Annotated in this window: 23 protein-coding genes and 2 rRNA genes; 11 read left to right on the top strand and 14 right to left on the bottom strand. The window is 65.6% G+C overall.

What is annotated here, in order from left to right; genetic code table 11:
• Positions 1-5: 5 nt before the first annotated feature.
• Positions 6-1,115, top strand: a complete 1,110-nt coding sequence (locus QE377_RS13505; RefSeq protein ID WP_307324121.1) for a methyltransferase — start codon at positions 6-8, stop codon at positions 1,113-1,115.
• A gap of 208 nt (positions 1,116-1,323) precedes the next feature.
• On the opposite strand, the gene acs is transcribed toward QE377_RS13505, so the two are convergent.
• Positions 1,324-3,318, bottom strand: a complete 1,995-nt coding sequence (acs, locus tag QE377_RS13500; RefSeq protein WP_307324119.1) for an acetate--CoA ligase — start codon at positions 3,316-3,318, stop codon at positions 1,324-1,326.
• Between the two features lie 102 nt (positions 3,319-3,420).
• On the opposite strand from acs, the gene QE377_RS13495 reads away from it, so the two are divergent.
• Positions 3,421-3,672, top strand: coding sequence for a DUF4287 domain-containing protein (locus QE377_RS13495; protein WP_307324115.1), 252 nt, complete (start codon positions 3,421-3,423; stop codon positions 3,670-3,672).
• Positions 3,673-3,678: 6 nt separating this feature from the next.
• On the opposite strand, the gene QE377_RS13490 is transcribed toward QE377_RS13495, so the two are convergent.
• From QE377_RS13490 to QE377_RS13480, 3 genes are all read right to left on the bottom strand, one after another.
• Positions 3,679-3,810 carry a hypothetical protein gene (locus QE377_RS13490; protein ID WP_307324111.1) on the bottom strand — a complete coding sequence of 44 codons (132 nt, stop codon included), beginning with the start codon at positions 3,808-3,810 and terminating at the stop codon, positions 3,679-3,681.
• 2 nt (positions 3,811-3,812) lie between these two features.
• A complete protein-coding gene (locus QE377_RS13485) occupies positions 3,813-3,953 on the bottom strand; it encodes a hypothetical protein (RefSeq protein WP_307324109.1) in 141 nt (46 codons plus the stop codon).
• 65 nt (positions 3,954-4,018) lie between these two features.
• Entirely contained in the window at positions 4,019-4,183 is a 165-nt protein-coding gene (locus QE377_RS13480; protein WP_307324106.1) for a hypothetical protein, read from the bottom strand.
• Positions 4,184-4,345: 162 nt separating this feature from the next.
• On the opposite strand from QE377_RS13480, the gene QE377_RS13475 reads away from it, so the two are divergent.
• Positions 4,346-4,681: a UBP-type zinc finger domain-containing protein gene (locus tag QE377_RS13475; RefSeq protein WP_307326007.1), complete on the top strand. Its 336-nt coding sequence runs from the start codon at positions 4,346-4,348 to the stop codon at positions 4,679-4,681.
• Positions 4,682-4,717: 36 nt separating this feature from the next.
• Here QE377_RS13475 and QE377_RS13470 read toward each other — a convergent pair whose 3' ends face one another.
• On the bottom strand, positions 4,718-5,569 hold the full coding sequence (locus QE377_RS13470; RefSeq protein ID WP_307324103.1) for a helix-turn-helix domain-containing protein: 852 nt from the start codon (positions 5,567-5,569) through the stop codon (positions 4,718-4,720).
• A 120-nt stretch (positions 5,570-5,689) separates the two neighbouring features.
• On the opposite strand from QE377_RS13470, the gene QE377_RS13465 reads away from it, so the two are divergent.
• Positions 5,690-6,319, top strand: a complete 630-nt coding sequence (locus QE377_RS13465) for a sugar O-acetyltransferase (protein WP_307324100.1) — start codon at positions 5,690-5,692, stop codon at positions 6,317-6,319.
• A 73-nt stretch (positions 6,320-6,392) separates the two neighbouring features.
• On the opposite strand, the gene QE377_RS13460 is transcribed toward QE377_RS13465, so the two are convergent.
• The 5 genes from QE377_RS13460 to nrdH form a co-directional block, all read right to left on the bottom strand.
• The gene (locus QE377_RS13460; RefSeq protein WP_274285860.1) at positions 6,393-6,527 is read right to left on the bottom strand and encodes a hypothetical protein; all 135 of its coding nucleotides are present in this window, start codon (positions 6,525-6,527) and stop codon (positions 6,393-6,395) included.
• 213 nt (positions 6,528-6,740) lie between these two features.
• Entirely contained in the window at positions 6,741-7,718 is a 978-nt protein-coding gene (nrdF, locus tag QE377_RS13455) for a class 1b ribonucleoside-diphosphate reductase subunit beta (protein WP_307324094.1), read from the bottom strand.
• A gap of 61 nt (positions 7,719-7,779) precedes the next feature.
• Positions 7,780-9,936 (bottom strand): class 1b ribonucleoside-diphosphate reductase subunit alpha, encoded by a 2,157-nt coding sequence (gene nrdE, locus QE377_RS13450; RefSeq protein WP_137417588.1) that lies wholly within the window; start codon positions 9,934-9,936, stop codon positions 7,780-7,782.
• Positions 9,918-10,397 carry a class Ib ribonucleoside-diphosphate reductase assembly flavoprotein NrdI gene (gene nrdI / locus QE377_RS13445; protein WP_307324088.1) on the bottom strand — a complete coding sequence of 160 codons (480 nt, stop codon included), beginning with the start codon at positions 10,395-10,397 and terminating at the stop codon, positions 9,918-9,920. Before nrdI ends, nrdE begins: the two co-directional genes overlap by 19 nt.
• Before the next feature lie 3 nt (positions 10,398-10,400).
• Positions 10,401-10,634: a glutaredoxin-like protein NrdH gene (gene nrdH, locus QE377_RS13440; protein WP_137417590.1), complete on the bottom strand. Its 234-nt coding sequence runs from the start codon at positions 10,632-10,634 to the stop codon at positions 10,401-10,403.
• A gap of 368 nt (positions 10,635-11,002) precedes the next feature.
• Here nrdH and QE377_RS13435 point away from each other — a divergent pair, with 368 nt between their 5' ends.
• The 4 genes from QE377_RS13435 (at position 11,003) to QE377_RS13420 (ending at position 15,213) form a co-directional block, all read left to right on the top strand.
• On the top strand, positions 11,003-12,208 hold the full coding sequence (locus tag QE377_RS13435; protein WP_307324081.1) for an MFS transporter: 1,206 nt from the start codon (positions 11,003-11,005) through the stop codon (positions 12,206-12,208).
• 79 nt (positions 12,209-12,287) lie between these two features.
• Positions 12,288-13,046 (top strand): alpha/beta fold hydrolase, encoded by a 759-nt coding sequence (locus QE377_RS13430; protein WP_307324077.1) that lies wholly within the window; start codon positions 12,288-12,290, stop codon positions 13,044-13,046.
• A complete protein-coding gene (locus QE377_RS13425; RefSeq protein ID WP_307324074.1) occupies positions 13,043-14,212 on the top strand; it encodes an acyl-CoA dehydrogenase family protein in 1,170 nt (389 codons plus the stop codon). The genes QE377_RS13430 and QE377_RS13425 overlap by 4 nt, the downstream gene beginning before the upstream one ends.
• Positions 14,209-15,213, top strand: a complete 1,005-nt coding sequence (locus tag QE377_RS13420) for an aldo/keto reductase (protein WP_307324072.1) — start codon at positions 14,209-14,211, stop codon at positions 15,211-15,213. Before QE377_RS13425 ends, QE377_RS13420 begins: the two co-directional genes overlap by 4 nt.
• A 9-nt stretch (positions 15,214-15,222) precedes the next feature.
• On the opposite strand, the gene QE377_RS13415 is transcribed toward QE377_RS13420, so the two are convergent.
• Positions 15,223-15,495 carry a metal-sensitive transcriptional regulator gene (locus QE377_RS13415; RefSeq protein WP_307324068.1) on the bottom strand — a complete coding sequence of 91 codons (273 nt, stop codon included), beginning with the start codon at positions 15,493-15,495 and terminating at the stop codon, positions 15,223-15,225.
• A gap of 32 nt (positions 15,496-15,527) precedes the next feature.
• Here QE377_RS13415 and QE377_RS13410 point away from each other — a divergent pair, with 32 nt between their 5' ends.
• Genes QE377_RS13410 through QE377_RS13400 form a run of 3 tightly spaced genes read left to right on the top strand, consistent with a single transcriptional unit; the run spans position 15,528 to position 17,635 of the window.
• Positions 15,528-16,802, top strand: a complete 1,275-nt coding sequence (locus QE377_RS13410; protein WP_307324065.1) for a DUF445 domain-containing protein — start codon at positions 15,528-15,530, stop codon at positions 16,800-16,802.
• A gap of 9 nt (positions 16,803-16,811) precedes the next feature.
• Complete coding sequence (locus QE377_RS13405; protein WP_307324062.1) at positions 16,812-17,159, top strand: gamma-glutamylcyclotransferase family protein; 348 nt, start codon at positions 16,812-16,814, stop codon at positions 17,157-17,159.
• An 11-nt stretch (positions 17,160-17,170) separates the two neighbouring features.
• Positions 17,171-17,635, top strand: coding sequence for a histidine phosphatase family protein (locus QE377_RS13400; RefSeq protein WP_307324059.1), 465 nt, complete (start codon positions 17,171-17,173; stop codon positions 17,633-17,635).
• Here QE377_RS13400 and QE377_RS13395 read toward each other — a convergent pair.
• The 3 genes from QE377_RS13395 to QE377_RS13385 all read right to left on the bottom strand — a co-directional run bounded on the left by QE377_RS13395 (position 17,632) and on the right by QE377_RS13385 (position 21,529).
• Positions 17,632-18,114, bottom strand: coding sequence for a YbaK/EbsC family protein (locus QE377_RS13395; RefSeq protein ID WP_307324056.1), 483 nt, complete (start codon positions 18,112-18,114; stop codon positions 17,632-17,634). The two genes, QE377_RS13400 and QE377_RS13395, sit on opposite strands and share 4 nt — an antisense overlap.
• Positions 18,115-18,196: 82 nt before the next feature.
• Positions 18,197-18,313: ribosomal RNA gene (gene rrf / locus QE377_RS13390) — 5S ribosomal RNA — on the bottom strand.
• Between the two features lie 111 nt (positions 18,314-18,424).
• Positions 18,425-21,529: ribosomal RNA gene (locus QE377_RS13385) — 23S ribosomal RNA — on the bottom strand.
• Between the last annotated feature and the right edge of the window lie 73 nt (positions 21,530-21,602).

Genomic DNA, 21,602 nt, shown 5'->3' with positions numbered 1-21,602 from the left:
AAGGGATGGAGCTCCGGTTCGACGCCCTGCGACGCTGGCCAGACGTCGAATCACCCGATCTCGTCGCTGTGGATGCCGCCGATCGCCTTCTGCTCGACGAGTCCGCCGCCCGGCGCGCAAGAACGAGCGCGGATGACATCGTGGTCGTCGGCGACGAGTACGGCGCGCTGACACTGGGCGCGGCGGCCACTTCTTCTGGCGTCGTGCGGGTGCACCAGGACGCGCTCACCGGCGAGCAGGCCCTCGCGGCCAACGCGAGCCGGCTGGGACTCACGGACCGCTACCGGACTATGGAGCTGACGGGAGCGCTCGTGGCGGGCGCCCGAGTGGTGCTCCTCCGACTCCCTCGCTCGCTCGACGCCCTGGAGGATGCCGCCGCCGTGATCGCCGCGCACGCGGCACCGGATGTCGTCGTGTTCGCCGGTGGACGCGTCAAGCACATGTCCACGGCGATGAACGAGGTCCTCCGCCGCTTCTTCGCCACGCTCGACATCACGCACGCTCGCCAGAAGTCGCGCGTGCTGGTGGCCCGGGATCCTCTCAACGGACACGATCCCGAACCGCGGCGCGCAGTCCACGACGGCATCACCGTGTGCGCGTACGGAGGCGCGTTCGCGGGCACGGCGATCGACATCGGCACCCGGTTCCTGCTGGCGCACCTTCCCGCGCGCCTCCCCGACGGCGCCCCTCTCGTCGACCTCGCGTGCGGGACGGGCGTGGTCGCCGCATTCCTCGCGCTGCGCCATCCCGACCGCGCCGTCTACGCCTCCGATCGCTCCGCGGCCGCGGTCGCGTCGGCGCGGGCGACGGCCGAGGCGAACGGGGTGGCCGACCGCATCCGCGTCGTGCGGGACGACCGCCTGACCACTCTCCCGAACGCCAGTGTCAGCTTCATCGCCCTCAATCCGCCCTTCCACTCCGGCGCCGCCGTCACGACGGATCTCGCCGCACCCCTGTTCCAGGATGCGGCGCGGACGCTCCGCTCCGGCGGCGAGCTGTGGACGGTGTGGAACTCGGCCCTGCGCTACCGTCCGGCGCTGGAGCGCCTCGTCGGCCCGACGCGGCAGGTCGCCCGCAACGCGAAGTTCACCGTGACGGTCTCCACCCGCCCCTGACGCCCCGCTCCCCCGCCCCCGCCATCTTGCCCTTCTCGGCTCGCCTGTCGCAGATCGCGGCACGAGCGTCGATCTAGGACAGGCGAGCAGTTGCCTTCTCGGTTCCCCTGTCACAGATCGCGCCCACGGCCTCGATCTGTGACAGGGGAAACCGGGTGTGGGCGCGCTCAGATCACGGCCCGAAGGCGGCGCCACGGCCGGGAGGCGGTCAGCGGCCGAGCGACTCGCGGACGATCTCCGCGATCCGCGGCGGCACGGTCTCATCCTGCAGCGAGGTCGTGTCGCCCAGCGGCCGCCCGTCCACGAGGTCCACAAGGAGGCGGCGCATGATCTTGCCGCTGCGCGTCTTCGGGAGGTCTGGCACCGTGAAGACGTACGTCGGCTGCGCGACGGGACCGATCGCGGTACGCACGTGCCGACGGAGCGCCGCCGCGTCCTCCGCATTCGTGACGAACGCGGCGATGGCCTGCCCGGTTACCTCATCGGCGACGCCCACGACCGCGGCCTCTCCCACGGCGGGATGCGCGACGAGTGCGGACTCGATCTCGATCGTCGACAGCCGGTGGCCCGAAACGTTGATCACGTCGTCCACGCGACCCAGTACCCAGAGGTCGCCGTCGGCATCGAGCTTCGCGCCGTCGCCGGCGAGGAAATAGCCGTGCGCGGCGAACCGCTTCCAGTACGAGTCCCGGTACCGCTCGGGGTTGCCCCAGACCGTGCGCGACATCCCCGGCCAGGTACCGTCCACGACGAGCAGCCCGCCGCCGCCGGGGCCCACATCGGCACCCTCGGCGTCGACGACGCGGACGCGCAGCCCCGGGAGCGCCGTGAGCGCGGACCCGGGCTTGAGCGTGGAGACGCCCGGGAGCGGGGCCGCGATCGCGCCGCCGGTCTCGGACTGCCACCATGTGTCGACGATGGGCGTCTCGCCGCGACCGAGGTGACGATGGAACCAGATCCACGCCTCGGGGTTGATCGCTTCGCCCACCGTGCCCAGCAGCCGGAGCGACGAGAGCTCGTAACGCGCCGGAGGACCATCGGGGAATCTGCTCATCAGCGACCGGATGAGGGTGGGCGCCGTGTAGTACGTCGTCACGGCGTACCGTTCGAGGATCTGAAAGTGCCGCTCCCAGTCCGGAGTGTTGGGCGTGCCCTCGTAGAGGACGCTCGTGACGCCGTTGAGCAGGGGCCCGTACGTCTCGTAGCTGTGCGCGGTGACCCAGGCGAGATCGGCGGTGCACCAGTAGACGTCGGACTCGGGCTTCGCGTCGAACACCGCCCAGTACGTCCACGCCACGTGCGTCAGCCAGCCGCCGGTCGTGTGCACGAGTCCCTTCGGCTTTCCGGTGGTTCCGCTGGTGTAGATGATGAACAGCGGAGTCTCGGCGTCGAAGAACTCCGGCTCGTGCGTGTCCGACGCGATGTCGACCGTCTCGTGCCACCACAGGTCGCGCCCCTCGGTCCAGGCGACCTCGTCGCCCGTGCGGCGGATGACGAGCACGTGCTCGATGGAGGCGACGCCGGCGACCGCCACATCCGCTTGATGCTTGACGGGTACCGCGGCTCCGCGGCGGAACTGACCGTCGGTCGTGACGAGGAGCTTCGCACCGGTGTCCTCGACGCGGAAGCGCACAGCCTCCGCGGAGAACCCGCCGAACACCAGCGAGTGGATGGCGCCGATGCGAGCCACGGCGAGCTGGATGATCACCGTCTCCACCAGCACCGGGAGATACACGACGACCCTGTCGCCCTTGCCGATCCCCATCGCAGTGAGCGCGTTCGCGGCCTTCGCCACCTCACGCTGCAGTTCGGCGTACGTGATCGTGCGCCGGTCACCGGGCTCGCCCTCGAAGTGGAAGGCGACCCGGTCGCCGTGCCCGGCGGCGACGTGACGGTCGACCGCATTGACCGACGCGTTCAGGCGGCCGCCGACGAACCACTCCGCGGAGGGGATGCTCTCGCCGTCCGTGGGCTCCCAGCGGTGAGCGGTGTGCCAGGGCTCTGCCCAGTCGAGGATCTCGGCTCGGTGCGCCCAGAAGGTCTCGGGGTCCCGATCCGCGCGCTCGATCCACTCGCGACGGATCCACTCCTCGGTCACGTTCGCGCGCTCCGCGAAGTCGACCGGCGGCGCGAAGGTGCGACGCTCCTCGAGCAGGCTTCGGATAGTGTCGTCGTGCGCGGATGCGGTGGTGGGCGTACTCATGCGTCTTCCGGGTCGGTGGTGATCCCAGCATCCCGCGCGCCGCGCGACCGGCAAATTCGGGTGACGCTTCATGACGGGACGGGCCGGGCCTACGCTGAGCGCATGACTGCGAAACGCGTCGTCGCCCCGCCGCTGGAGCCGGGCAGCATTCCGAAGGGGCCGGCGTCCTACTTCCCGAGCATCGAGAAGACCTACGGCCGTCCGATGCAGGAGTGGCTGGACATCGTCGTGGTGCGACTGACTGCGGGCGAAACCCACATGTCTGTCGTGTCGGAGCTCAAGAGCACCCACGCGATGGGGCACGGTCACGCCAACGCGATCGTCGCCTATGCGAAGGCCGAACTCGCGAAGTAGTCGACGTCAGGAATCCACGCCACTGCCGTCGACCACGGACTCCGCACCGTCCGACTGGGGATCGTCGGGCTCAGCCGCGGTGGTCGTGTCGGGCTCGGGGCCGGGGGTGACACCGGGCCGCTCAGCGGGATTCGACATCGTCAACCTCCAGAGGGGTTGTCGACGGGGGTGCCGTCTTCATCGGTCGTGATGTCCTCGCCGGCATCCTGCTCGACGGACGAGACCCCGGATGCGGTGTCGGCATCTTCGGCACCGTGACTGTTCTGCTTGTCGTGGCTCATGTGTTCCAGTACACGCGTGTCGGGCCGAGACGCCGACGGGGTTGACACCCCTCGCTCGGCGTCCGTCAGTCGCGAGGATCGCTCGGGCGCACGGGTGCATCCTCCGCGATGTCGATACGGGTCACGCCGTCGTGCTCCGACACGACGATGCGAGGCTTCGCATCCTCTTCCGTGGCGGCGGGCGCGCTCGTCAGTTGATCGTGCCGCTTCTCTTCGTCGCTCATTCCCATGCGGGCACTCTAGGAGGCCCGGTGCGCGCCGCCGCAGGGCTTGACGCGAGCGCGCGATCAGCCAGGACGGCCGACGAACAGATCCTCGTCACGCGTCCGAACCGGCCTGGCGCGCACGGCGTAGCGTGTCGAGGGATCAGCCACCACGGATCGGAGCACGGCATGACGGACACGCCGCCACCGAGCGGAACCGGATGCGTGGAGTGCCTCGCGTCCGGTTCCTGGTGGCTACATCTGCGCCGTTGCACCACCTGCGGACATGTCGGATGCTGCGAGGTCTCGCCGAATCATCATGCCCAGCGCCATTTCGAGCTGACCGGACACAGGTTCGTGCAGAGCTTCGAGCCGCAGGAGGACTGGTGGTGGGATTACGTCGAGGAGCGGGAAGTCGACGGCGGGCAGCCGCCTGCGCCGACCAGCCACCCCCGCACGCAGAGCGTCCCCGGTCCGTCCGGTCGAGTACCCGCGAACTGGGAGTCGATCATCTTCGACGAGTGAACGTCCCACATGGTCACGGTCTGGCCGTGCGTGCGCTCAGATGTCCGGCGCATCGCCGGACGCACGAAGGGCATCGGCTACGCGACGGAAGAAGGCATCCGCGGTGGAGCCCGGCACCGCATCGAAGACGGTCACCATATGGCCCTGGAGCTCCGGGACGAAGAAGTCCCGCACCGAGATCGAGAGCTGACCGATCCCCTCGATCGCCGCGGTGATCTCCGAGGGACGCGGCAGGGTGACTTCCTGCCGACTCCAGAGGCGGAGGAAATCCGCATCCCCGCTCAACCTGCGCAGAATGACGTCGTAGCGCGCAGACGTCTCGTCGCCGGAATAGCGGAAGAGCGCGACGGCATCCCGCGCCTGCGATTCCCAGGTCTCGAGCCTCTCCCTCCCCGAGGCGTTGAACGTCTCCTCGAGGACGTTCGCGCCGGGTGCGAACCGGCCGTCGGTGATCGCGATCATGAGGTCGTTCGCGACCACGACGTCGAGATTCGCGTCGGAGATGTAGGCCGGAATGCCCGGCCACCACCGAAGGATCGCCTCGACGTCCGCGCGCGGGCGCTCGAAGGAAGCCACCCGACGCGGCGTCGCATGCCCCGCGAGCCGGTGCAGGTAGTCGGACTCGGCGGCGCTCAGCCGCAAGGCGCGCGCGAGCCCCGCCAGCACCTGCATGGATGGAGCGCTGCCACGACCCTGTTCGAGTCGCAGGTAGTACTCGCTGCTGACGCCTGCGAGGGCGGCGACCTCGTCTCGACGCAGGCCCGGCACGCGCCGCCCGATCTGACGTTCCAGCCCCACCTGCTCGGGCTGGCGCTCCTCTCGTCGTGCTCGGAGGAATCCACCCAGGGTCGTGCGCGGGGCGGGTTCAGGTCGCGACGATTCATCCATCGGCATCAAAGCTAGCTCGATGTGTTCGCGGGAACATCCTCCGCGCGCCGTGGCCGCGCGCGTTGACGCGCCCTCGCGCCAACGGATAAGTTGTGCTTAACAACAAATGAGGAGAACGGTATGACCCCCGCCCTGCAGGCAGCTCTCGACGACCTCACCCGTTTGGCGGAGGATGACGATGATCTGCGCGCCCTTCTCGCGCATGACTGGCTGCGATACCGCACCTCTCCCGCGCTCCAGAAGCTGACGCGGGATGCGCACGCCACGTGCGCACGATTCAACCTGCTGCACGACACCGCCCCCGACGAGGCGCGCGCTCTGTTCGCCCAGCTCGTCCCCGGCGCCGGGACAGATGTCGACGTGCGACCGCCCGTCACGATCGACTACGGCGCCCGACTGACGATCGGCGATCGCACGTTCATCAACGCGGACTTCATGGTCATCGGCGGCGGCGCCGTGACGATCGGCGCGGACTGCCTCATCGGTCCGCGCTGCAGCATCTACACCGCGAACCACGCCGAGGACATCGAACGGCGCCTCGCCGGGTGGGAGCTCCCCCAACCCGTGACCATCGGCTCGAACGTCTGGCTGGGAGGGTCGGTGACGCTGACCCCCGGCGTGACGATCGGCGACAACAGCATCATCGGAGCAGGCTCCGTCGTCACCCACGACATCCCCGCCGGCGTGCTCGCCGCAGGCAACCCCGCGCGGGTGCTGCGCCCCATCCGCACCTCGGAGGACTCCGCCTGAGCCGCCAACGACGCGCACCGGGAACGCAGAAGGGGCGGATGCGAACATCCGCCCCTTCTCACACTCCACTCGATCAGCGGCCGGCATCCTTACGCGGCTTGAGGAAGAGCTCGGGCTCGCGCTTCTCGCGCTTCGCTGCTCGCTTCTCCTTGATCGACAACTGCGGAGCCTTCTTGGCACCTCGCGTGTTCGGCGTCTTCTTGGACATGTGGACTCGCTTCCCCTGGGTGGCTGGCGGATGACCTTCGACCATAGCCCGGTTCTCACGGAAGTCAAATTGCCGCTGGCCGGGACTTTTTCTCCCACCCGCACGGCGCCAGACCAGGGGTCGGAACAATGAAGAGCCCCCGGCGGATCACCCGAGAGAGCGACCGGCCGGGGGCCTTGTCAGTGCGCGGCGGAACCGCGGGCTACGCAGGGATCAGAAGTCCCAGTCCTCGTCCTCGGTGGCCTCCGCCTTGCCGATGACGTAGGAGGAGCCCGACCCGCTGAAGAAGTCGTGGTTCTCGTCCGCGTTGGGCGAGAGCGCCGACAGGATCGCCGGGTTCACGTTCGTGACCGTCGAGGGGAACATGGCCTCGAACCCGAGGTTCATGAGCGCCTTGTTCGCGTTGTAGTGCAGGAACTTCTTGACGTCTTCGGTGAGGCCGACGGTGTCGTAGAGGTCCTGCGTGTACTGCACCTCGTTGTCGTAGAGCTCGTAGAGCAGCGAGAACGTGTAGTCCTTGATCTCGTCGCGCTCGGTCTGCGTGATCAGCTCCATGCCCTTCTGGAACTTGTAGCCGATGTAGTACCCGTGCACGGCCTCGTCGCGGATGATGAGGCGGATGATGTCGGCCGTGTTCGTGAGCTTCGCCTTGGCCGACCAGTGCAGCGGCAGGTAGAAGCCCGAGTAGAACAGGAACGACTCGAGCAGGGTCGAGGCCACCTTGCGCTTGAGGGGCTCGTCGCCACGGTAGTAGTCCATGACGATGTGGGCCTTCTTCTGAAGGTTCTCGTTCTCCACCGACCACCGGAACGCATCGTCGATCTCGGGTGTCGACGCGAGGGTCGAGAAGATGGAAGAGTAGCTCTTCGCGTGCACCGACTCCATGAACGCGATGTTGGTGTACACCGCCTCCTCGTGCGGCGTCAGCGCATCCGGGATCAGCGACACCGCTCCGACCGTGCCCTGGATCGTGTCGAGCAGGGTGAGGCCGGTGAACACGCGCATCGTGAGCGTCTGCTCGTCGGGTGTCAGCGTGTTCCACGACTGGATGTCGTTGGACAGCGGCACCTTCTCGGGCAGCCAGAAGTTGTTCACGAGGCGGTTCCACACCTCGAGGTCCTTGTCGTCCTGGATGCGGTTCCAGTTGATCGCCTGGACGTGGTCGATCAGCTTCAGCTTCTCGGGGGTCATGTCGGTGTCCTTGCAGAGATCGGTCGTTGAGCGAGCGGAGCGAGTCGAGACGCGGTGCGCGTCAGAGCATGCAGCTGACGCACTCGGACATGTCGGTGCCCTCGAGCGCCATCTGCCGCAGGCGGATGTAGTAGATCGTCTTGATGCCCTTGCGCCATGCGTAGATCTGCGCCTTGTTGATGTCGCGCGTAGTGGCGGTGTCCTTGAAGAACAGCGTCAGCGACAGGCCCTGGTCGACGTGCTGAGTCGCGGCGGCATACGTGTCGATGACCTTCTCGTAGCCGATCTCGTACGCGTCCTGGTAGTACTCCAGGTTGTCGTTCGTCATGAACGGCGCCGGGTAGTAGACGCGGCCGAGCTTGCCTTCCTTGCGGATCTCGATCTTCGAGGCGATCGGGTGGATCGACGACGTCGAGTTGTTGATGTACGAGATCGAACCGGTCGGCGGGACCGCCTGCAGGTTCTGGTTGTAGATGCCGTGCTTCTGGATCGACGCCTTCAGCTCCGCCCAGTCACCCTGCGTGGGGATGTGGTGTCCGGCGAAGAGCTCCTTGACCTTCTCCGTCTGCGGCACCCACTCCTGCTCGAGGTACTTGTCGAAGAACGCACCCGACGCGTACGTCGAGTCCTCGAAGCCGTCGAACGCGTGACCGCGCTCGATCGCGAGCGCGTTGGAGGCGCGCAGTGCGTGGAACAGCACCGTGTAGAAGTAAATGTTCGTGAAGTCCAGGCCCTCTTCGGAGCCGTAGTGCACGTGCTCGCGCGCGAGGTACCCGTGCAGGTTCATCTGGCCCAGGCCGATCGCGTGGGACCGGTCGTTGCCGTCCTCGATCGAACGCACCGAGCGGATGTGGCTCTGGTCGCTGACCGCGCTCAGCGCACGGATCGCGGCCTCCACCGTCTCGCCCAGGTCGCCGCCGTCCATCGCCAGGGCGATGTTCATCGAGCCCAGGTTGCACGAGATGTCCTTGCCGATCTGGTCGTACGAGAGGTCCTCGTTGAACGTCGTTGGCGTGTTCACCTGCAGGATCTCGCTGCAGAGGTTGGACATGTTGATGCGACCCTTGATCGGGTTCGCGCGGTTCACCGTGTCCTCGAACATGATGTACGGGTAACCCGACTCGAACTGGATCTCGGCGAGGGTCTGGAAGAAGTCGCGCGCGTTGATCTTCGTCTTCTTGATGCGCGGGTCGTCGACCATCTCGCGGTACTTCTCGGTGACCGAGATGTCGCCGAAGGGCACGCCGTAGACCTTCTCCACGTCGTACGGCGAGAACAGGTACATGTCCTCGCCGTTCTTGGCGAGCTCGAAGGTGATGTCGGGAACGACGACACCGAGCGAGAGGGTCTTGATGCGGATCTTCTCGTCGGCGTTCTCGCGCTTGGTGTCGAGGAAGCGCATGATGTCGGGGTGGTGCGCCGAGAGGTAGACAGCACCGGCACCCTGACGAGCACCGAGCTGGTTGGCGTAGCTGAAGCTGTCTTCGAGCAGCTTCATGACGGGGATGATGCCGCTGGACTGGTTCTCGATCTGCTTGATCGGTGCACCCGACTCGCGGATGTTGGACAGCAGCAGCGCCACACCACCGCCGCGCTTGGAGAGCTGCAGCGCGGAGTTGATGCCGCGGGCGATCGACTCCATGTTGTCTTCGATGCGCAGCAGGAAGCACGAGACGAGCTCACCGCGCTGTGCCTTGCCCGCGTTGAGGAAGGTAGGCGTGGCCGGCTGGAAGCGACCGGAGATGATCTCGTCGACCAGCTGCACGGCGAGCTTCTGGTCGCCGTCGGCGAGCGCCAGGGCGGTCATGACGACGCGGTCCTCGAAGCGCTCGAGGTAGCGCTTGCCGTCGAACGTCTTCAGCGTGTAGCTCGTGTAGTACTTGAAGGCGCCGAGGAAGGTCTCGAAGCGGAACTTCTTGCCGTACGCGCGGTCGTTGAGCTCCTGGATGAACTCGTGCGGGTACTTCGCGAGCACACCGGGCTCGTAGTACTCCTTCTCGACCAGGTAGTCGAGCCGCTCCTTGAGCGAGTGGAAGAACACGGTGTTCTGGTTCACGTGCTGCAGGAAGTACTCCCGCGCGGCACGCTTGTCGGCGTCGAACTGGATCTGCCCGTTCGCGTCGTACAGATTGAGCATCGCGTTGAGGGCGTGATAGTCCAGTCCCTCGAAACGCGCCTCGGTCTTGAAGCTCAAGTCCTTCAGTGCTGCTTCCACCATCGTTCCAATCCTTCGCCGATGCGCTCGACGTCCTCTGGCGTGCCGAACAATTCGAACCGATCCAAGTGCGGCACACGACACTTACGGCTGATGATCTCTCCGGCGAGCCCGTAGTGCTCACCGAAGTTGGTGCTGCCCGCGGCGATCACGCCGCGAAGCAGGGACCGGTTGGCCTCGTCGTTGAGGAACCGAATCACCTGCTTGGGAACCGCTCCCCGCTCCTCGCCCCTTCCCTGCCCGCCCCCGTAGGTGGGGGTGATCAGGACGAAGGGTTCGTCGATGAGAGGGGTCGGATCCGTGGGCCGCAAGGGGATCCGCACGGCCCGCATCCCGAGCTTCTCGATGAAACGCGCGGTGTTACCTGAGACGCTCGAGAAGTAGACGAGGAGCGGAGCCGTCGGGGCGGGCTCACGGAGGGAGTGGGCAACCGCGCCGACCTGGTCTGCGACAGCGGTTGCCATCGGTCAGGCCAGGCGCGCGGCCAGCTCGTCGATCTTGTCGGGACGGAAGCCCGACCAGTGGTCCTCGTCGGTGATCACGACGGGAGCCTGCAGGTAGCCGAGGGCCTTGACCTGCTCGAGAGCCGCGGGGTCCTGCGAGACGTCGAGGACCTCGTACTCGATGCCCTTCGAATCCAGTGCGCGGTAGGTGGCATTGCACTGCACGCACGACGGCTTGGTGTAGACGGTGATCGCCATTTCGACCTCTTTCTCCCCTCGGACGGACCTGTTCCCAGCACTTCTCGTCGCCGGGACCTCAATACTACATATGGGTACGGACATCGGATAGCACCACAAGGGGTAGTAGTTACATCCGTGTGATTTTCGAGCCGCTCTCCCCAGATACAACACAGGTTGTCCACCGTTTCATCCACAGCCGAGGGGCGTGTCGGGAGCTGAAAAAACCCTGAATCGCGGGCGAATCCTGGATGAACGACGAAACCATCCACACCGGCGCCTCGCTGGCCGGATCCCGCGCGGTGGATAACCGACTCCGGCGTGTCGCGGCGTGTCGCGCCCCCGCATCCGTCCGGCGGTGGAACCGCCCGCCGAGATATCCTGAAGGGATGGCCGGATACCAGGAATTGCTGCGCACCCCGGGGGTGGCGCGCATCATCGCCGCACAGCTCACGGCGCGCTTCCCGAACGGGATGACGAGCCTGGCGATCCTCCTGCACGTCGAGCATGTGACCGGGTCGTACGGGTACGCAGGGCTCGTTCTCGCAGCCTCCTCCGTGGGGCAGGCGGTCTCGGGCCCCGTCACCAGCCGGTGGATGGGCCGGTGGGGGATGCGGCGTGTGCTGAGCCTGACGATGATCGTGTGCGCGCTGGCGATCCTCGCCATCGGTCTGCTCGATCTTCCCGTCGCCGGCTTCATGGCGTTCGGGCTCATCGCGGGGCTGTCGACCCCGCCGGTGCAGTCCGCCGTCCGCACGATCTATCCCAAGATGGTCAACTCCCTTCAGCTCACTCCGCTCTACTCGCTGGATGCGTCACTGCAGGAGATCATCTGGATCATCGCCCCCGTGGTCATCACGTTCATCGCGACGCAGATCGGCACGTGGGAGGCGCTCGTCCTGATCGCCGTCATCCTCGTCGGCGGCGGAACGTGGTTCATCCTCTCCCCCGAGGTCGGCCGGGTGCGCATCCCCCGCAGCAAGCGCCGCTTCGGGAAGGTGCTCACGCGCCCCACCGTGCTCCTGGCCACCATCATCGGCTTCCTCCTCATCGGCGCCTGTTCCGCCGTCGAGGCGGGTGTCGTCGCGACCTTCGACCACGGCGGACTCGAGGCGGGCATCGTCCTCGCCGTGTTCTCCATCGGCAGCCTCGCCGGAGGCCTCTCGTTCGGGCACGTGCCCATGGGGCCCTGGGCGATGGCGCGACGGATGGGCATCGTCGCCGTCGGCCTGGTGCTGACCATGTTCTCCCTCGACATCTGGTGGCTCTCGGGCACCCTCTTCCTCGCAGGGATCGGCATCGCCCCGGCCCTCGCGGTGCTGTTCGCGATCACCTCCGTGAGCGTCAAGTTCTCCGACACCGCCGAGGCCTACGGGTGGATCGGCACCGGTCAGCTGATCGGCGCCGCGGCGGGCTCCGCCGTCGCCGGCTTCCTCATCGACGCGGTCGAAGCCCCCGGCGCTTTCATCGCGGCCGCGGGCTTCGCCGCCGCCGGCGCGATCGTCGCCATCGTGTGTGTCCGCGCCTTCCCGGATCTGCGCCATCGCGACCCGAGCCCCATCCCGGACACGGAGCCCACGCCGATCATCACCTGAGCGCCGTTCCGCGTCCGGGCAGCGCCACAGAACGACGCAGACGGGCGAGCGGGGCGACAGGGGTTCTACGCTCGTAGACATGCCCGCATCCGTCGCGCTTCCCACCCTCGCGTGGGGCTCTCCCGCATCCGCTCACCACGCCCTCCTCGTCCACGGACTAGGGTCGTCCGGCGCTCTGATGTGGCGCTTCGGAACAGCCCTCGCCGAGGCGGGCTGGCATGCCGTCGCCGTCGACCTGCGCGGTCACGGCCTGGCACCACGAGCGCTCGACTACACGATCGCCGCCTACGCCGCCGATGTGAGCGAGACGGTTCCCGGCTCCGGCAGCGCCTGGGACCTCGTCATCGGCCACTCGCTCGGCGGCGCGTCCGCCACGCTCGCCTCGGCCGAGCACCCCGAATGGGCGAAGCGGCTCGTCCTCGTCGATCCCGCGCTGTACCTCCTACCGGCCGACCGCGCGGTCGTCGAACGCAGTCAGCAGGATGCGTTCGACTCGCCGACCGTCGAGGAGGTGCGCGCCGCGCATCCCCATTGGCACCCGCAGGACGTCGAGCTGAAGGCCCAGGCGGCCCAGCTCGCGAGCCCCTGGGCGGTGGAGCAGACACTGGAGCAGAACCTCGACTGGGATGTGACGGATGCGGCCGCGCGCCTCGTGGTGCCCACCCACGTCATCGCGTCCGATCCCGCCGTCTACAGCCTGTTCACGGGACCGCGCGCCGACGAGGTCCTCGCCGGCAATGCCCGCATCACGCGCTCGATCGTGGCCGGCGCCGGACACTCGCCGCATCGCGATCGCCCCGAAGCCACCGTGGCGGCGCTGCAGGAGGCACTGGCATGACCTTCGATCCGAGCGCGCACCTGCCCGATGAGCTGATCGAGCGCATCCGCGGGCGCGCAGCGGACACCGATCGCGAGAACGTCTTCCCGGAGCAGGATCTGGCCGAGCTGCGAGCGGCCGGCTATCTCGGCATCCTCGTGCCCGAGGATCGCGGAGGCGCGGGGCTGACGCTCGCAGAGGCGTCGATCCTCCAGCAGCGGCTGGCGACGGCCGCACCCGCAACTGCTCTGGCCGTCAACATGCACCTCGTCTGGACGGGGGTCGCCAAGGTGCTGCGGGAGCGCGGGATCGACGATCTCGCGTTCGTCCAGACCGGAGCCGCGGCCGGCGAGGTATTCGCCTTCGGCATCAGCGAGGCGGGCAACGACCTCGTGCTCTTCGACAGCGCGACCGAGGCAGTCCCTCTCCCGGACGGCGGGTACACCTTCACCGGCACGAAGATCTTCACCTCGCTCGCCCCGGCGTGGACGCACCTCGGCGTGCACGGCCTCGACACGACGTCCGCCGACGCACCCAAACTGGTCTACGGCTTCGTGCCGCGCTCGGATGCGGTGCGCACCCGAGACGACTGGGACACGGTCGGCATGCGGGGAACACAGTCCCGCACCACGGAGCTTCACGGAGCCATCGCTCCCGCCGACCGGATCGTTCGGCGGGTCGCGCCCGGCCCCCAGCCCGATCCGATCGTGTTCGGCATCTTCAGCGTCTTCGAGATCCTGCTCGCCTCCGTCTACACGGGCATCGGTCGACGCGCCCTGGATGTGGCCGTCGAGACGGCCGCACGGCGACGATCGCGCAAGACGGGGCTGGCTTACAGTCAGGACCCCGACATCCGGTGGCGGGTGGCGGAGATGGCGCTGACCTACGACGCGCTCGTGCCCCAGATCGTCGCGCTCGCCCACGACGTCGATGCCGGCGTGGATCACGGGGCGCGATGGTTCTCGCTGCTGTCCGGGCTCAAGCACCGGGCGGCCGTGGGCGCCAAGCGGATCGTCGATGAAGCGATCCTCGTCGCCGGCGGCTCGTCCTACTTCTCTTCCAGCGAGTTGGGCCGCCTGTACCGCGACGTCCTCGCCGGACAGTTCCATCCTTCCGACCCGGAATCCGCGCACGCGACGGTCGCCGCCGCGTGGCTCGGACCGCTCCAGCAGGGAGCATCCGAATGAGCGCCGTGGGCCGGGTCCTTCTCGGCGACGGCCTCGAGGTCAGCGCACTCGGCTACGGCGGGATGAGTCTCAGCGACGTGTACGGGCCGGTCGACGACGCGACCGCTCTCGCGACGCTGACGCACGCGGTGGATGCGGGACTCACGTTCGTCGACACGGCCAACATCTACGGTGCGGGGCGCAGCGAGCGCACGATCGCACGGTTGCTCGCCAGCCGACGCGACGAGGTCACGCTGGCGACGAAGTTCGGGATCTCGGGCGGCGCGATCGGCTCCCGCGGCATCCGCGGCGACGCCGCCTACGTGCGCGAACAGATCGATCTGAGCCTCTCCCGGCTCGGCACCGATCACGTCGACCTCTACTACCAGCATCGCGTCGATCCACACGTTCCCATCGAGGAGACGGTCGGCGCGATGTCAGAGCTCGTGACCGCGGGCAAGGTGCTCCATATCGGCCTGTCGGAGGCGACCGCGGACGAGATCCGCCGCGCTCACGCCGTGCATCCGATCGCCGCGGTGCAGACCGAGTGGAGTGTCGTCAGCCGCGACGTGGAGAAGTCCGTCGTGCCGACGGCGGCCGAGCTCGGGATCGGCTTCGTGCCTTACTCGCCACTGAGCCGCGCGTGGCTGACCGACGGCTTCTCCCCCGCCGACATCGGGTCCGGTGACGGCCGGCCGCGGTTCCCGAGGTTCTCCGCCGAGAACCTGGCCGCCAATGCAAGCCTCCGCGCCGAGTATCTCTCCCTGGCGCACCAGCGCGGGCTGACGGGCGCGCAGCTCGCGCTCGGCTGGTTGTTCACGCGTGCCGCGCAGTTCGGAGTGTCTGCCGCACCCATCCCCGGCTCGCGGTTCGCCCGGCACGTGGACGAGTGGCTGCCCGCATCCGGGCTCATCTTGGACGCGGAGACGATGTCGGCCGTGGAACCGTTCGCGGCCGCGATCAGCGGCAATCGCAGCTTCGACGTCGGGTGGACGAGTCAGCGCGAGGATCTGGCGAGCTGAGTTCTCCGATCACTTCCCGGCGAAGTCGAACGCGCGCAGGAGCTCCTCGACGGCGCGCTCCCGGTCCTGACCGCCCTCCTCGAACATGTGGGCGACATGGGTGCGCAGATGGTTCTCGAGCAGAAGACGATTCAACGATTCCAGCGAGCGCTGGATCGCCCGCGACTGCGTGATGATGTCCATGCAGTACTCCTCGGACTCGATCATCTTGGTCACCCCGCGCAGCTGCCCTTCCAGGATGCTGGTGCGGTGCAGGGCGCGCTTCTTGATGTCGTCGATCACGCTGACAGAGTACGCCGTGGAAGGATGACGAAATGCCCCGCACACCGACCTCACTGCTGAGCGACGCCGATCGAGAGCGGCTGCGCGGGCTGCGGCTGATGAAGGGGATCGCGCTCAGCGCCCTCATCGTGCTCGCGGTCGTCTTCGTGATCGCCTTCGCCCTGCAGAGCCGGTATCCGTGGCTCTCGTACGTCCGCGCGGCCGCGGAGGGCGGCATGGTGGGGGCGCTCGCGGACTGGTTCGCGGTGACCGCGCTGTTCCGGCGACCGCTCGGGCTTCCCATCCCGCACACGGCCATCATCCCGACGCGCAAGGACGAGATCGGGCGCACGCTCGGCGAGTTCGTCGAGACGAACTTTCTGGCCGCTCCCGTCATCCGCGCCAAGCTCGAGTCCTTCTCACTTTCGGCCCGTCTCGGCGCGTGGCTCTCACAGCCCGCACATGCCGAACGGGTCGCCTCGGAGGGGGCGACGATCGCGACGAATGTCATCGAGGCGCTCAGTGACGACGACGTCCAGCAGTTGCTCGGGGACCTCGCACGCGAGCACCTGGTCGTTCCTGAATGGGGCCCACCGCTGGGCGGCTGGCTCGAGCGCATGGTCGGCTCGGGCGCGCACCACGGCGCAGTGGACCTCGCCGCAGACAGTCTGGCCACCTGGCTGCGGGCGAACCGCGCGGCCTTCACGGGGCTGATCTCCCGTCGCCTTCCCTCGTGGGTCCCGTCGATGGTGCACACCCTGATCGACGAGGCCGCCTACCACGAGGCGGTGAAGTTCGTCGCTGCCGTGCGCGCGGATCCCGATCATCCCGCGCGGCACGCCGTGGACGGCTACCTCGCACGTCTGGCCGACAACCTGCAGCACGACCCCGCGACGATCGGACGGTTCGAGGACGCGAAGACGACGGTGTTCGACTCGCCTCGGGTCCGGGAGCTGGCCGGCGAGGCTTGGCGCACGGCGAAGAACGGTCTCACGCGGGGCCTCCGCGACCCGGAGAGCGGGCTGCGCAGGCGTCTGGTCGAGACGCTGACGGATATCGGCCGCCGACTCGAAAGCGAGGAGACCCTGCGCGCCCGCGTCGACGGCTGGGTGACGGATGCCGCGGTGTTCGTCATCGAGCGATACCGGCACGACATCGCCTCCGTCATCACCGACACGGTGGAACGCTGGGATCCCGAAGAGACCACCGAGAAGATCGAGCTCATGGTCGGACGCGATCTGCAGTACATTCGCCTCAACGGCACGATCGTGGGCTCTCTCGCGGGTCTGACGATCTTCGCGATCGCGCACGCGGTCTTCGGAGCCTAGGGGGGCGGGATGAGCACCACGGCGACGTCCGAGCGCCTCTTCTCCTACGGCACGCTCCTTCTTCCGCAGGTGCAGCTCGACGTCTTCGGCCGCCATATCGAGTCGACGCAAGACGTGCTCGCGGGCTACCACGTGCAGTACACCGACATCGACGACACACGTGTCGTCGCGCTCTCGGGCCTTGCCACGCACCCCGTCCTGCGCCGCACCGGGAACAGGAGCGACAAGGTCACCGGACGCGTGCTGGAGCTGACCCTCGACGAGCTCGACGCAGCCGACGAATACGAGGTCTCGTTGTACACGCGGGTCGCCGTCGTGCTGCAGAGCGGGCGCGACGCCTGGGTCTACGTGGGATAGGAAGCGAGAACATGGTCACGCTCGTCCTCGTGCGCCACGCCAAGTCAGATTGGGGCGTACCCGGCCTGAGCGATCATGAACGCCCCCTCAACGACCGCGGCCAGCGCGACGCTCCCCTGATGGCCGCAGCCCTCGCGGAGACGGGCTTCCGCCCCGATCGCCTACTCAGCAGCACGGCGCTGCGCGCCCGCACGACCGCGGAGTCGTTCGCAGCGTCCCTCGGCGTTCCACTCGAGACCATGCCCGAACTGTACGGGGCGAGCATGCCGGAGCTCTGGGCCGCGGCGACCGCTGCGGGAGGGCAGAGCGTGCTCATCGTCGCCCACGATCCAGGTCTGAGCGAACTCGCATCCGAACTGGCGGGGCGGCCCGTCGCCATGACGACATGTGCCGTGGCCACGTTCCTCATCCCGGGCGACGGTTGGCCCGCTACGCCCGATGTCGTGGACGAGTGGCATATCGAGGCACCCCGTTAGGGTGCGTCGACCTTCATGACCACGCCATCCGTGAGAGCCACGAGTTCACCGAACGTCAGCGGAAACACCGTGTGCGGCGTACCGCCCGCTGCCCAGATCTGGTCGTACTGAGCGAGGTCCTCGTCGACGACTGTCACCACCGGCGCAGGGTGGCCTGTCGGCGCCACTCCCCCGATCGCCTGCCCCGTTGTCGCACGAACCTGCTCCACGGTCGCTCTGACGATCGACGAACGCCCGAGCCGTGCCGCCAGCGCACTCGTGTCGACGCGATGCGCGCCACTGGTCATGACCAGCAAAGCCTCGCCGTCCGACCAGAACACCAGGCTGTTGGCGATCGCTCCGACATCGACGCCGAGCGCGGATGCGGCAAGCGCAGCCGTCGATGCGGCATCGGGCAGCACGACGATCTCGCCCAGGATGCCGGCCGAACGTAGAGCATCGTGCACGAGCTGACTGCGAGGATGAAGGCCTGACGTCATGGCGACAAGCGTATGGCCTTCCAGAAAGGCGTGCAGAAACGCGAAAGGGCCACCCAGCGTTGGGTGGCCCTTTCTAAAAGGAGTCCGGCGGTGTCCTACTCTCCCACAGGGTCCCCCCTGCAGTACCATCGGCGCTGAGAGGCTTAGCTTCCGGGTTCGGAATGGGACCGGGCGTTTCCCTCTCGCTATGGCCGCCGAAACACTATTGATGTTTCAAGTCATGCACACAACAAAAGAATGTTGTCTGCGGTTCTCGACCGTACATCGAGAACCACTCAGTGGACGCGAACAGCTTCAGTTCAAACGAAGTGTTATCAAGTCATCGGCTTATTAGTACCAGTCAGCTACACGCATTACTGCGCTTCCACATCTGGCCTATCAACCCAGTAGTCTGGCTGGGAGCCTCTCACCCGAAGGTATGGAAGTCTCATCTTGAGGCCGGCTTCCCGCTTAGATGCTTTCAGCGGTTATCCATCCCGAACGTAGCTAATCAGCGGTGCTCCTGGCGGAACAACTGACACACCAGAGGTTCGTCCAACCCGGTCCTCTCGTACTAGGGTCAGATCCTCTCAAACTTCCTACGCGCGCAGCGGATAGGGACCGAACTGTCTCACGACGTTCTAAACCCAGCTCGCGTACCGCTTTAATGGGCGAACAGCCCAACCCTTGGGACCTACTCCAGCCCCAGGATGCGACGAGCCGACATCGAGGTGCCAAACCATGCCGTCGATATGGACTCTTGGGCAAGATCAGCCTGTTATCCCCGAGGTACCTTTTATCCGTTGAGCGACAGCGCTTCCACAAGCCACTGCCGGATCACTAGTCCCGACTTTCGTCCCTGCTCGACCTGTCAGTCTCACAGTCAAGCTCCCTTGTGCACTTACACTCGCCACCTGATTGCCAACCAGGTTGAGGGAACCTTTGGGCGCCTCCGTTACTTTTTGGGAGGCAACCGCCCCAGTTAAACTACCCACCAGGCACTGTCCCTGAACCGGATTACGGTTCGAAGTTAGATATCCAGAGTGACCAGAGTGGTATTTCAACAATGACTCCACAAACACTGGCGTGTCTGCTTCACAGTCTCCCACCTATCCTACACAAGCCACACCGAACACCAATACCAAGCTGTAGTAAAGGTCACGGGGTCTTTCCGTCCTGCTGCGCGTAACGAGCATCTTTACTCGTAATGCAATTTCGCCGAGTTCGCGGTTGAGACAGTTGGGAAGTCGTTACGCCATTCGTGCAGGTCGGAACTTACCCGACAAGGAATTTCGCTACCTTAGGATGGTTATAGTTACCACCGCCGTTTACTGGGGCTTAAATTCGCAGCTTCGCTTACGCTAACCGCTCCTCTTAACCTTCCAGCACCGGGCAGGCGTCAGTCCGTATACATCGTCTTGCGACTTGGCACGGACCTGTGTTTTTAGTAAACAGTCGCTACCCACTAGTCTCTGCGGCCACCACACCCTTTCCGGAGCAAGTCCGTATAAGTGGATGGCCCCCCTTCTCCCGAAGTTACGGGGGCATTTTGCCGAGTTCCTTAACCACGATTCTCTCGATCTCCTTGGTATTCTCTACCTGACCACCTGAGTCGGTTTGGGGTACGGGCAGCTAGAACCTCGCGTCGATGCTTTTCTCGGCAGCATAGGATCACCCACTTTTTATCCGCATCGTGTCTCAGCCGAACGAGTCGCGGATTTGCCTACGACTCAGCCTACGCACTTGCCCCGGGACAACCATCGCCCGGGTTGGGCTACCTTCCTGCGTCACACCTGTTAATACGCTAACCGCACCAGCATGGGGTCGAGCGTTCACCAAGACGGCATCACCCCGAAGGGATCCACACATTCCTGGCTAGGACTCTTAGCACCACTGGATTAGCTTGGGCGGTTCTTCGCCGGTACGGGAATATCAACCCGTTGTCCATCGACTACGCCTGTCGGCCTCGCCTTAGGTCCCGACTTACCCAGGGAAGATTAGCTTGACCCTGGAACCCTTGGTCTTTCGGAGGACGTGTTTCTCACACGTCTTTCGCTACTCATGCCTGCATTCTCACTCGTGTAGCCTCCACGGCTGGTTCACACCGCCGCTTCGCTGGCCACACGACGCTCTCCTACCCATCAACACGGCTGGACCACGAAGGCCTACCAATAATGTCAATGCCACAACTTCGGTGGCGTGCTTGAGCCCCGTTACATTGTCGGCGCGGAATCACTTGACCAGTGAGCTATTACGCACTCTTTCAAGGGTGGCTGCTTCTAAGCCAACCTCCTGGTTGTCACAGCAACTCCACATCCTTTCCCACTTAGCACGCGCTTAGGGACCTTAGTTGGTGGTCTGGGTTGTTTCCCTCTCGACTATGAAGCTTATCCCCCACAGTCTCACTGCTGCGCTCTCACTTACCGGCATTCGGAGTTTGGCTGACGTCAGTAACCTTGTAGGGCCCATCGGCCATCCAGTAGCTCTACCTCCGGCAAGAAACACGCAACGCTGCACCTAAATGCATTTCGGAGAGAACCAGCTATCACGAAGTTTGATTGGCCTTTCACCCCTATCCACAGCTCATCCCCTCAGTTTTCAACCTAAGTGGGTTCGGTCCTCCACGACGTCTTACCGTCGCTTCAACCTGGCCATGGATAGATCACTTCGCTTCGGGTCTAGGACACGCGACTGAATCGCCCTATTCAGACTCGCTTTCGCTACGGCTACCCCACACGGGTTAACCTCGCCACGTATCGCTAACTCGCAGGCTCATTCTTCAAAAGGCACGCTGTCACCCCTACTAAGGAGGCTCCAACGGTTTGTAAGCAAACGGTTTCAGGTACTATTTCACTCCCCTCCCGGGGTACTTTTCACCTTTCCCTCACGGTACTTGTCCGCTATCGGTCATCTGGGAGTATTTAGGCTTATCAGGTGGTCCTGACAGATTCACACGGGATTTCTCGGGCCCCGTGCTACTTGGGATACTCTCCACGCCAGAACACGCATTTCGACTACGGGGCTGGCACCCACTATGGCTGGCCTTTCAAGACCATTCGTCTATACGCTTCTGTCACGTCGATCACCCGGCAGGATGATCAAGAAAGTCCCACAACCCCCAACGTGCAACGCCTGCCGGCTATCACACACGCTAGGTTTAGCCTCTTCCGATTTCGCTCGCCACTACTCACGGAATCACGGTTGTTTTCTCTTCCTGTGGGTACTGAGATGTTTCACTTCCCCACGTTCCCTCTACCCGCCCTATATATTCAGGCGGGAGTCACTAGGTCGGCACGCCGCCCAGCGGGGTTTCCCCATTCGGACACCCTCGGATCAAAGTGTGCTTATCCACTCCCCGAGGCTTATCGCAGATTGCTACGTCCTTCTTCGGCTCCAGATGCCAAGGCATCCACCGTTTGCTCTTAAAGACTTGAAATCACATGAGTTTGAATCGTCAACTCGAAAATTGAGTAAATGATCTAAAAAAGATCACCTGTGAAATGAATCCG

The organism is Microbacterium sp. SORGH_AS_0862, assembly GCF_030818795.1.
GTDB lineage: Bacteria > Actinomycetota > Actinomycetes > Actinomycetales > Microbacteriaceae > Microbacterium.
Note: the sequence above shows the minus strand (reverse complement) of the source record. Positions and strands in the feature narration are given on the sequence as shown.

Bases quoted from the DNA above. Each gene is read 5' to 3' on its own strand.
- QE377_RS13470 (WP_307324103.1), bottom strand. From the start codon at position 5,569: ATGGATGAATCGTCGCGACCTGAACCCGCCCCGCGCACGACCCTGGGT.
- QE377_RS13435 (WP_307324081.1), top strand. From the start codon at position 11,003: ATGGCCGGATACCAGGAATTGCTGCGCACCCCGGGGGTGGCGCGCATC.
- nrdF (WP_307324094.1), bottom strand. From the start codon at position 7,718: ATGACCCCCGAGAAGCTGAAGCTGATCGACCACGTCCAGGCGATCAAC.
- QE377_RS13465 (WP_307324100.1), top strand. From the start codon at position 5,690: ATGACCCCCGCCCTGCAGGCAGCTCTCGACGACCTCACCCGTTTGGCG.
- QE377_RS13505 (WP_307324121.1), top strand. From the start codon at position 6: ATGGAGCTCCGGTTCGACGCCCTGCGACGCTGGCCAGACGTCGAATCA.
- nrdI (WP_307324088.1), bottom strand. From the start codon at position 10,397: ATGGCAACCGCTGTCGCAGACCAGGTCGGCGCGGTTGCCCACTCCCTC.
- QE377_RS13475 (WP_307326007.1), top strand. From the start codon at position 4,346: ATGACGGACACGCCGCCACCGAGCGGAACCGGATGCGTGGAGTGCCTC.
- QE377_RS13405 (WP_307324062.1), top strand. From the start codon at position 16,812: ATGAGCACCACGGCGACGTCCGAGCGCCTCTTCTCCTACGGCACGCTC.
- QE377_RS13410 (WP_307324065.1), top strand. From the start codon at position 15,528: ATGCCCCGCACACCGACCTCACTGCTGAGCGACGCCGATCGAGAGCGG.
- QE377_RS13495 (WP_307324115.1), top strand. From the start codon at position 3,421: ATGACTGCGAAACGCGTCGTCGCCCCGCCGCTGGAGCCGGGCAGCATT.
- QE377_RS13425 (WP_307324074.1), top strand. From the start codon at position 13,043: ATGACCTTCGATCCGAGCGCGCACCTGCCCGATGAGCTGATCGAGCGC.
- QE377_RS13400 (WP_307324059.1), top strand. From the start codon at position 17,171: ATGGTCACGCTCGTCCTCGTGCGCCACGCCAAGTCAGATTGGGGCGTA.
- QE377_RS13420 (WP_307324072.1), top strand. From the start codon at position 14,209: ATGAGCGCCGTGGGCCGGGTCCTTCTCGGCGACGGCCTCGAGGTCAGC.
- nrdE (WP_137417588.1), bottom strand. From the start codon at position 9,936: ATGGTGGAAGCAGCACTGAAGGACTTGAGCTTCAAGACCGAGGCGCGT.
- QE377_RS13430 (WP_307324077.1), top strand. From the start codon at position 12,288: ATGCCCGCATCCGTCGCGCTTCCCACCCTCGCGTGGGGCTCTCCCGCA.
- QE377_RS13485 (WP_307324109.1), bottom strand. From the start codon at position 3,953: ATGAGCCACGACAAGCAGAACAGTCACGGTGCCGAAGATGCCGACACC.
- QE377_RS13480 (WP_307324106.1), bottom strand. From the start codon at position 4,183: ATGGGAATGAGCGACGAAGAGAAGCGGCACGATCAACTGACGAGCGCG.
- acs (WP_307324119.1), bottom strand. From the start codon at position 3,318: ATGAGTACGCCCACCACCGCATCCGCGCACGACGACACTATCCGAAGC.
- QE377_RS13395 (WP_307324056.1), bottom strand. From the start codon at position 18,114: ATGACGTCAGGCCTTCATCCTCGCAGTCAGCTCGTGCACGATGCTCTA.
- nrdH (WP_137417590.1), bottom strand. From the start codon at position 10,634: ATGGCGATCACCGTCTACACCAAGCCGTCGTGCGTGCAGTGCAATGCC.
- QE377_RS13490 (WP_307324111.1), bottom strand. From the start codon at position 3,810: ATGTCGAATCCCGCTGAGCGGCCCGGTGTCACCCCCGGCCCCGAGCCC.
- QE377_RS13460 (WP_274285860.1), bottom strand. From the start codon at position 6,527: ATGTCCAAGAAGACGCCGAACACGCGAGGTGCCAAGAAGGCTCCGCAG.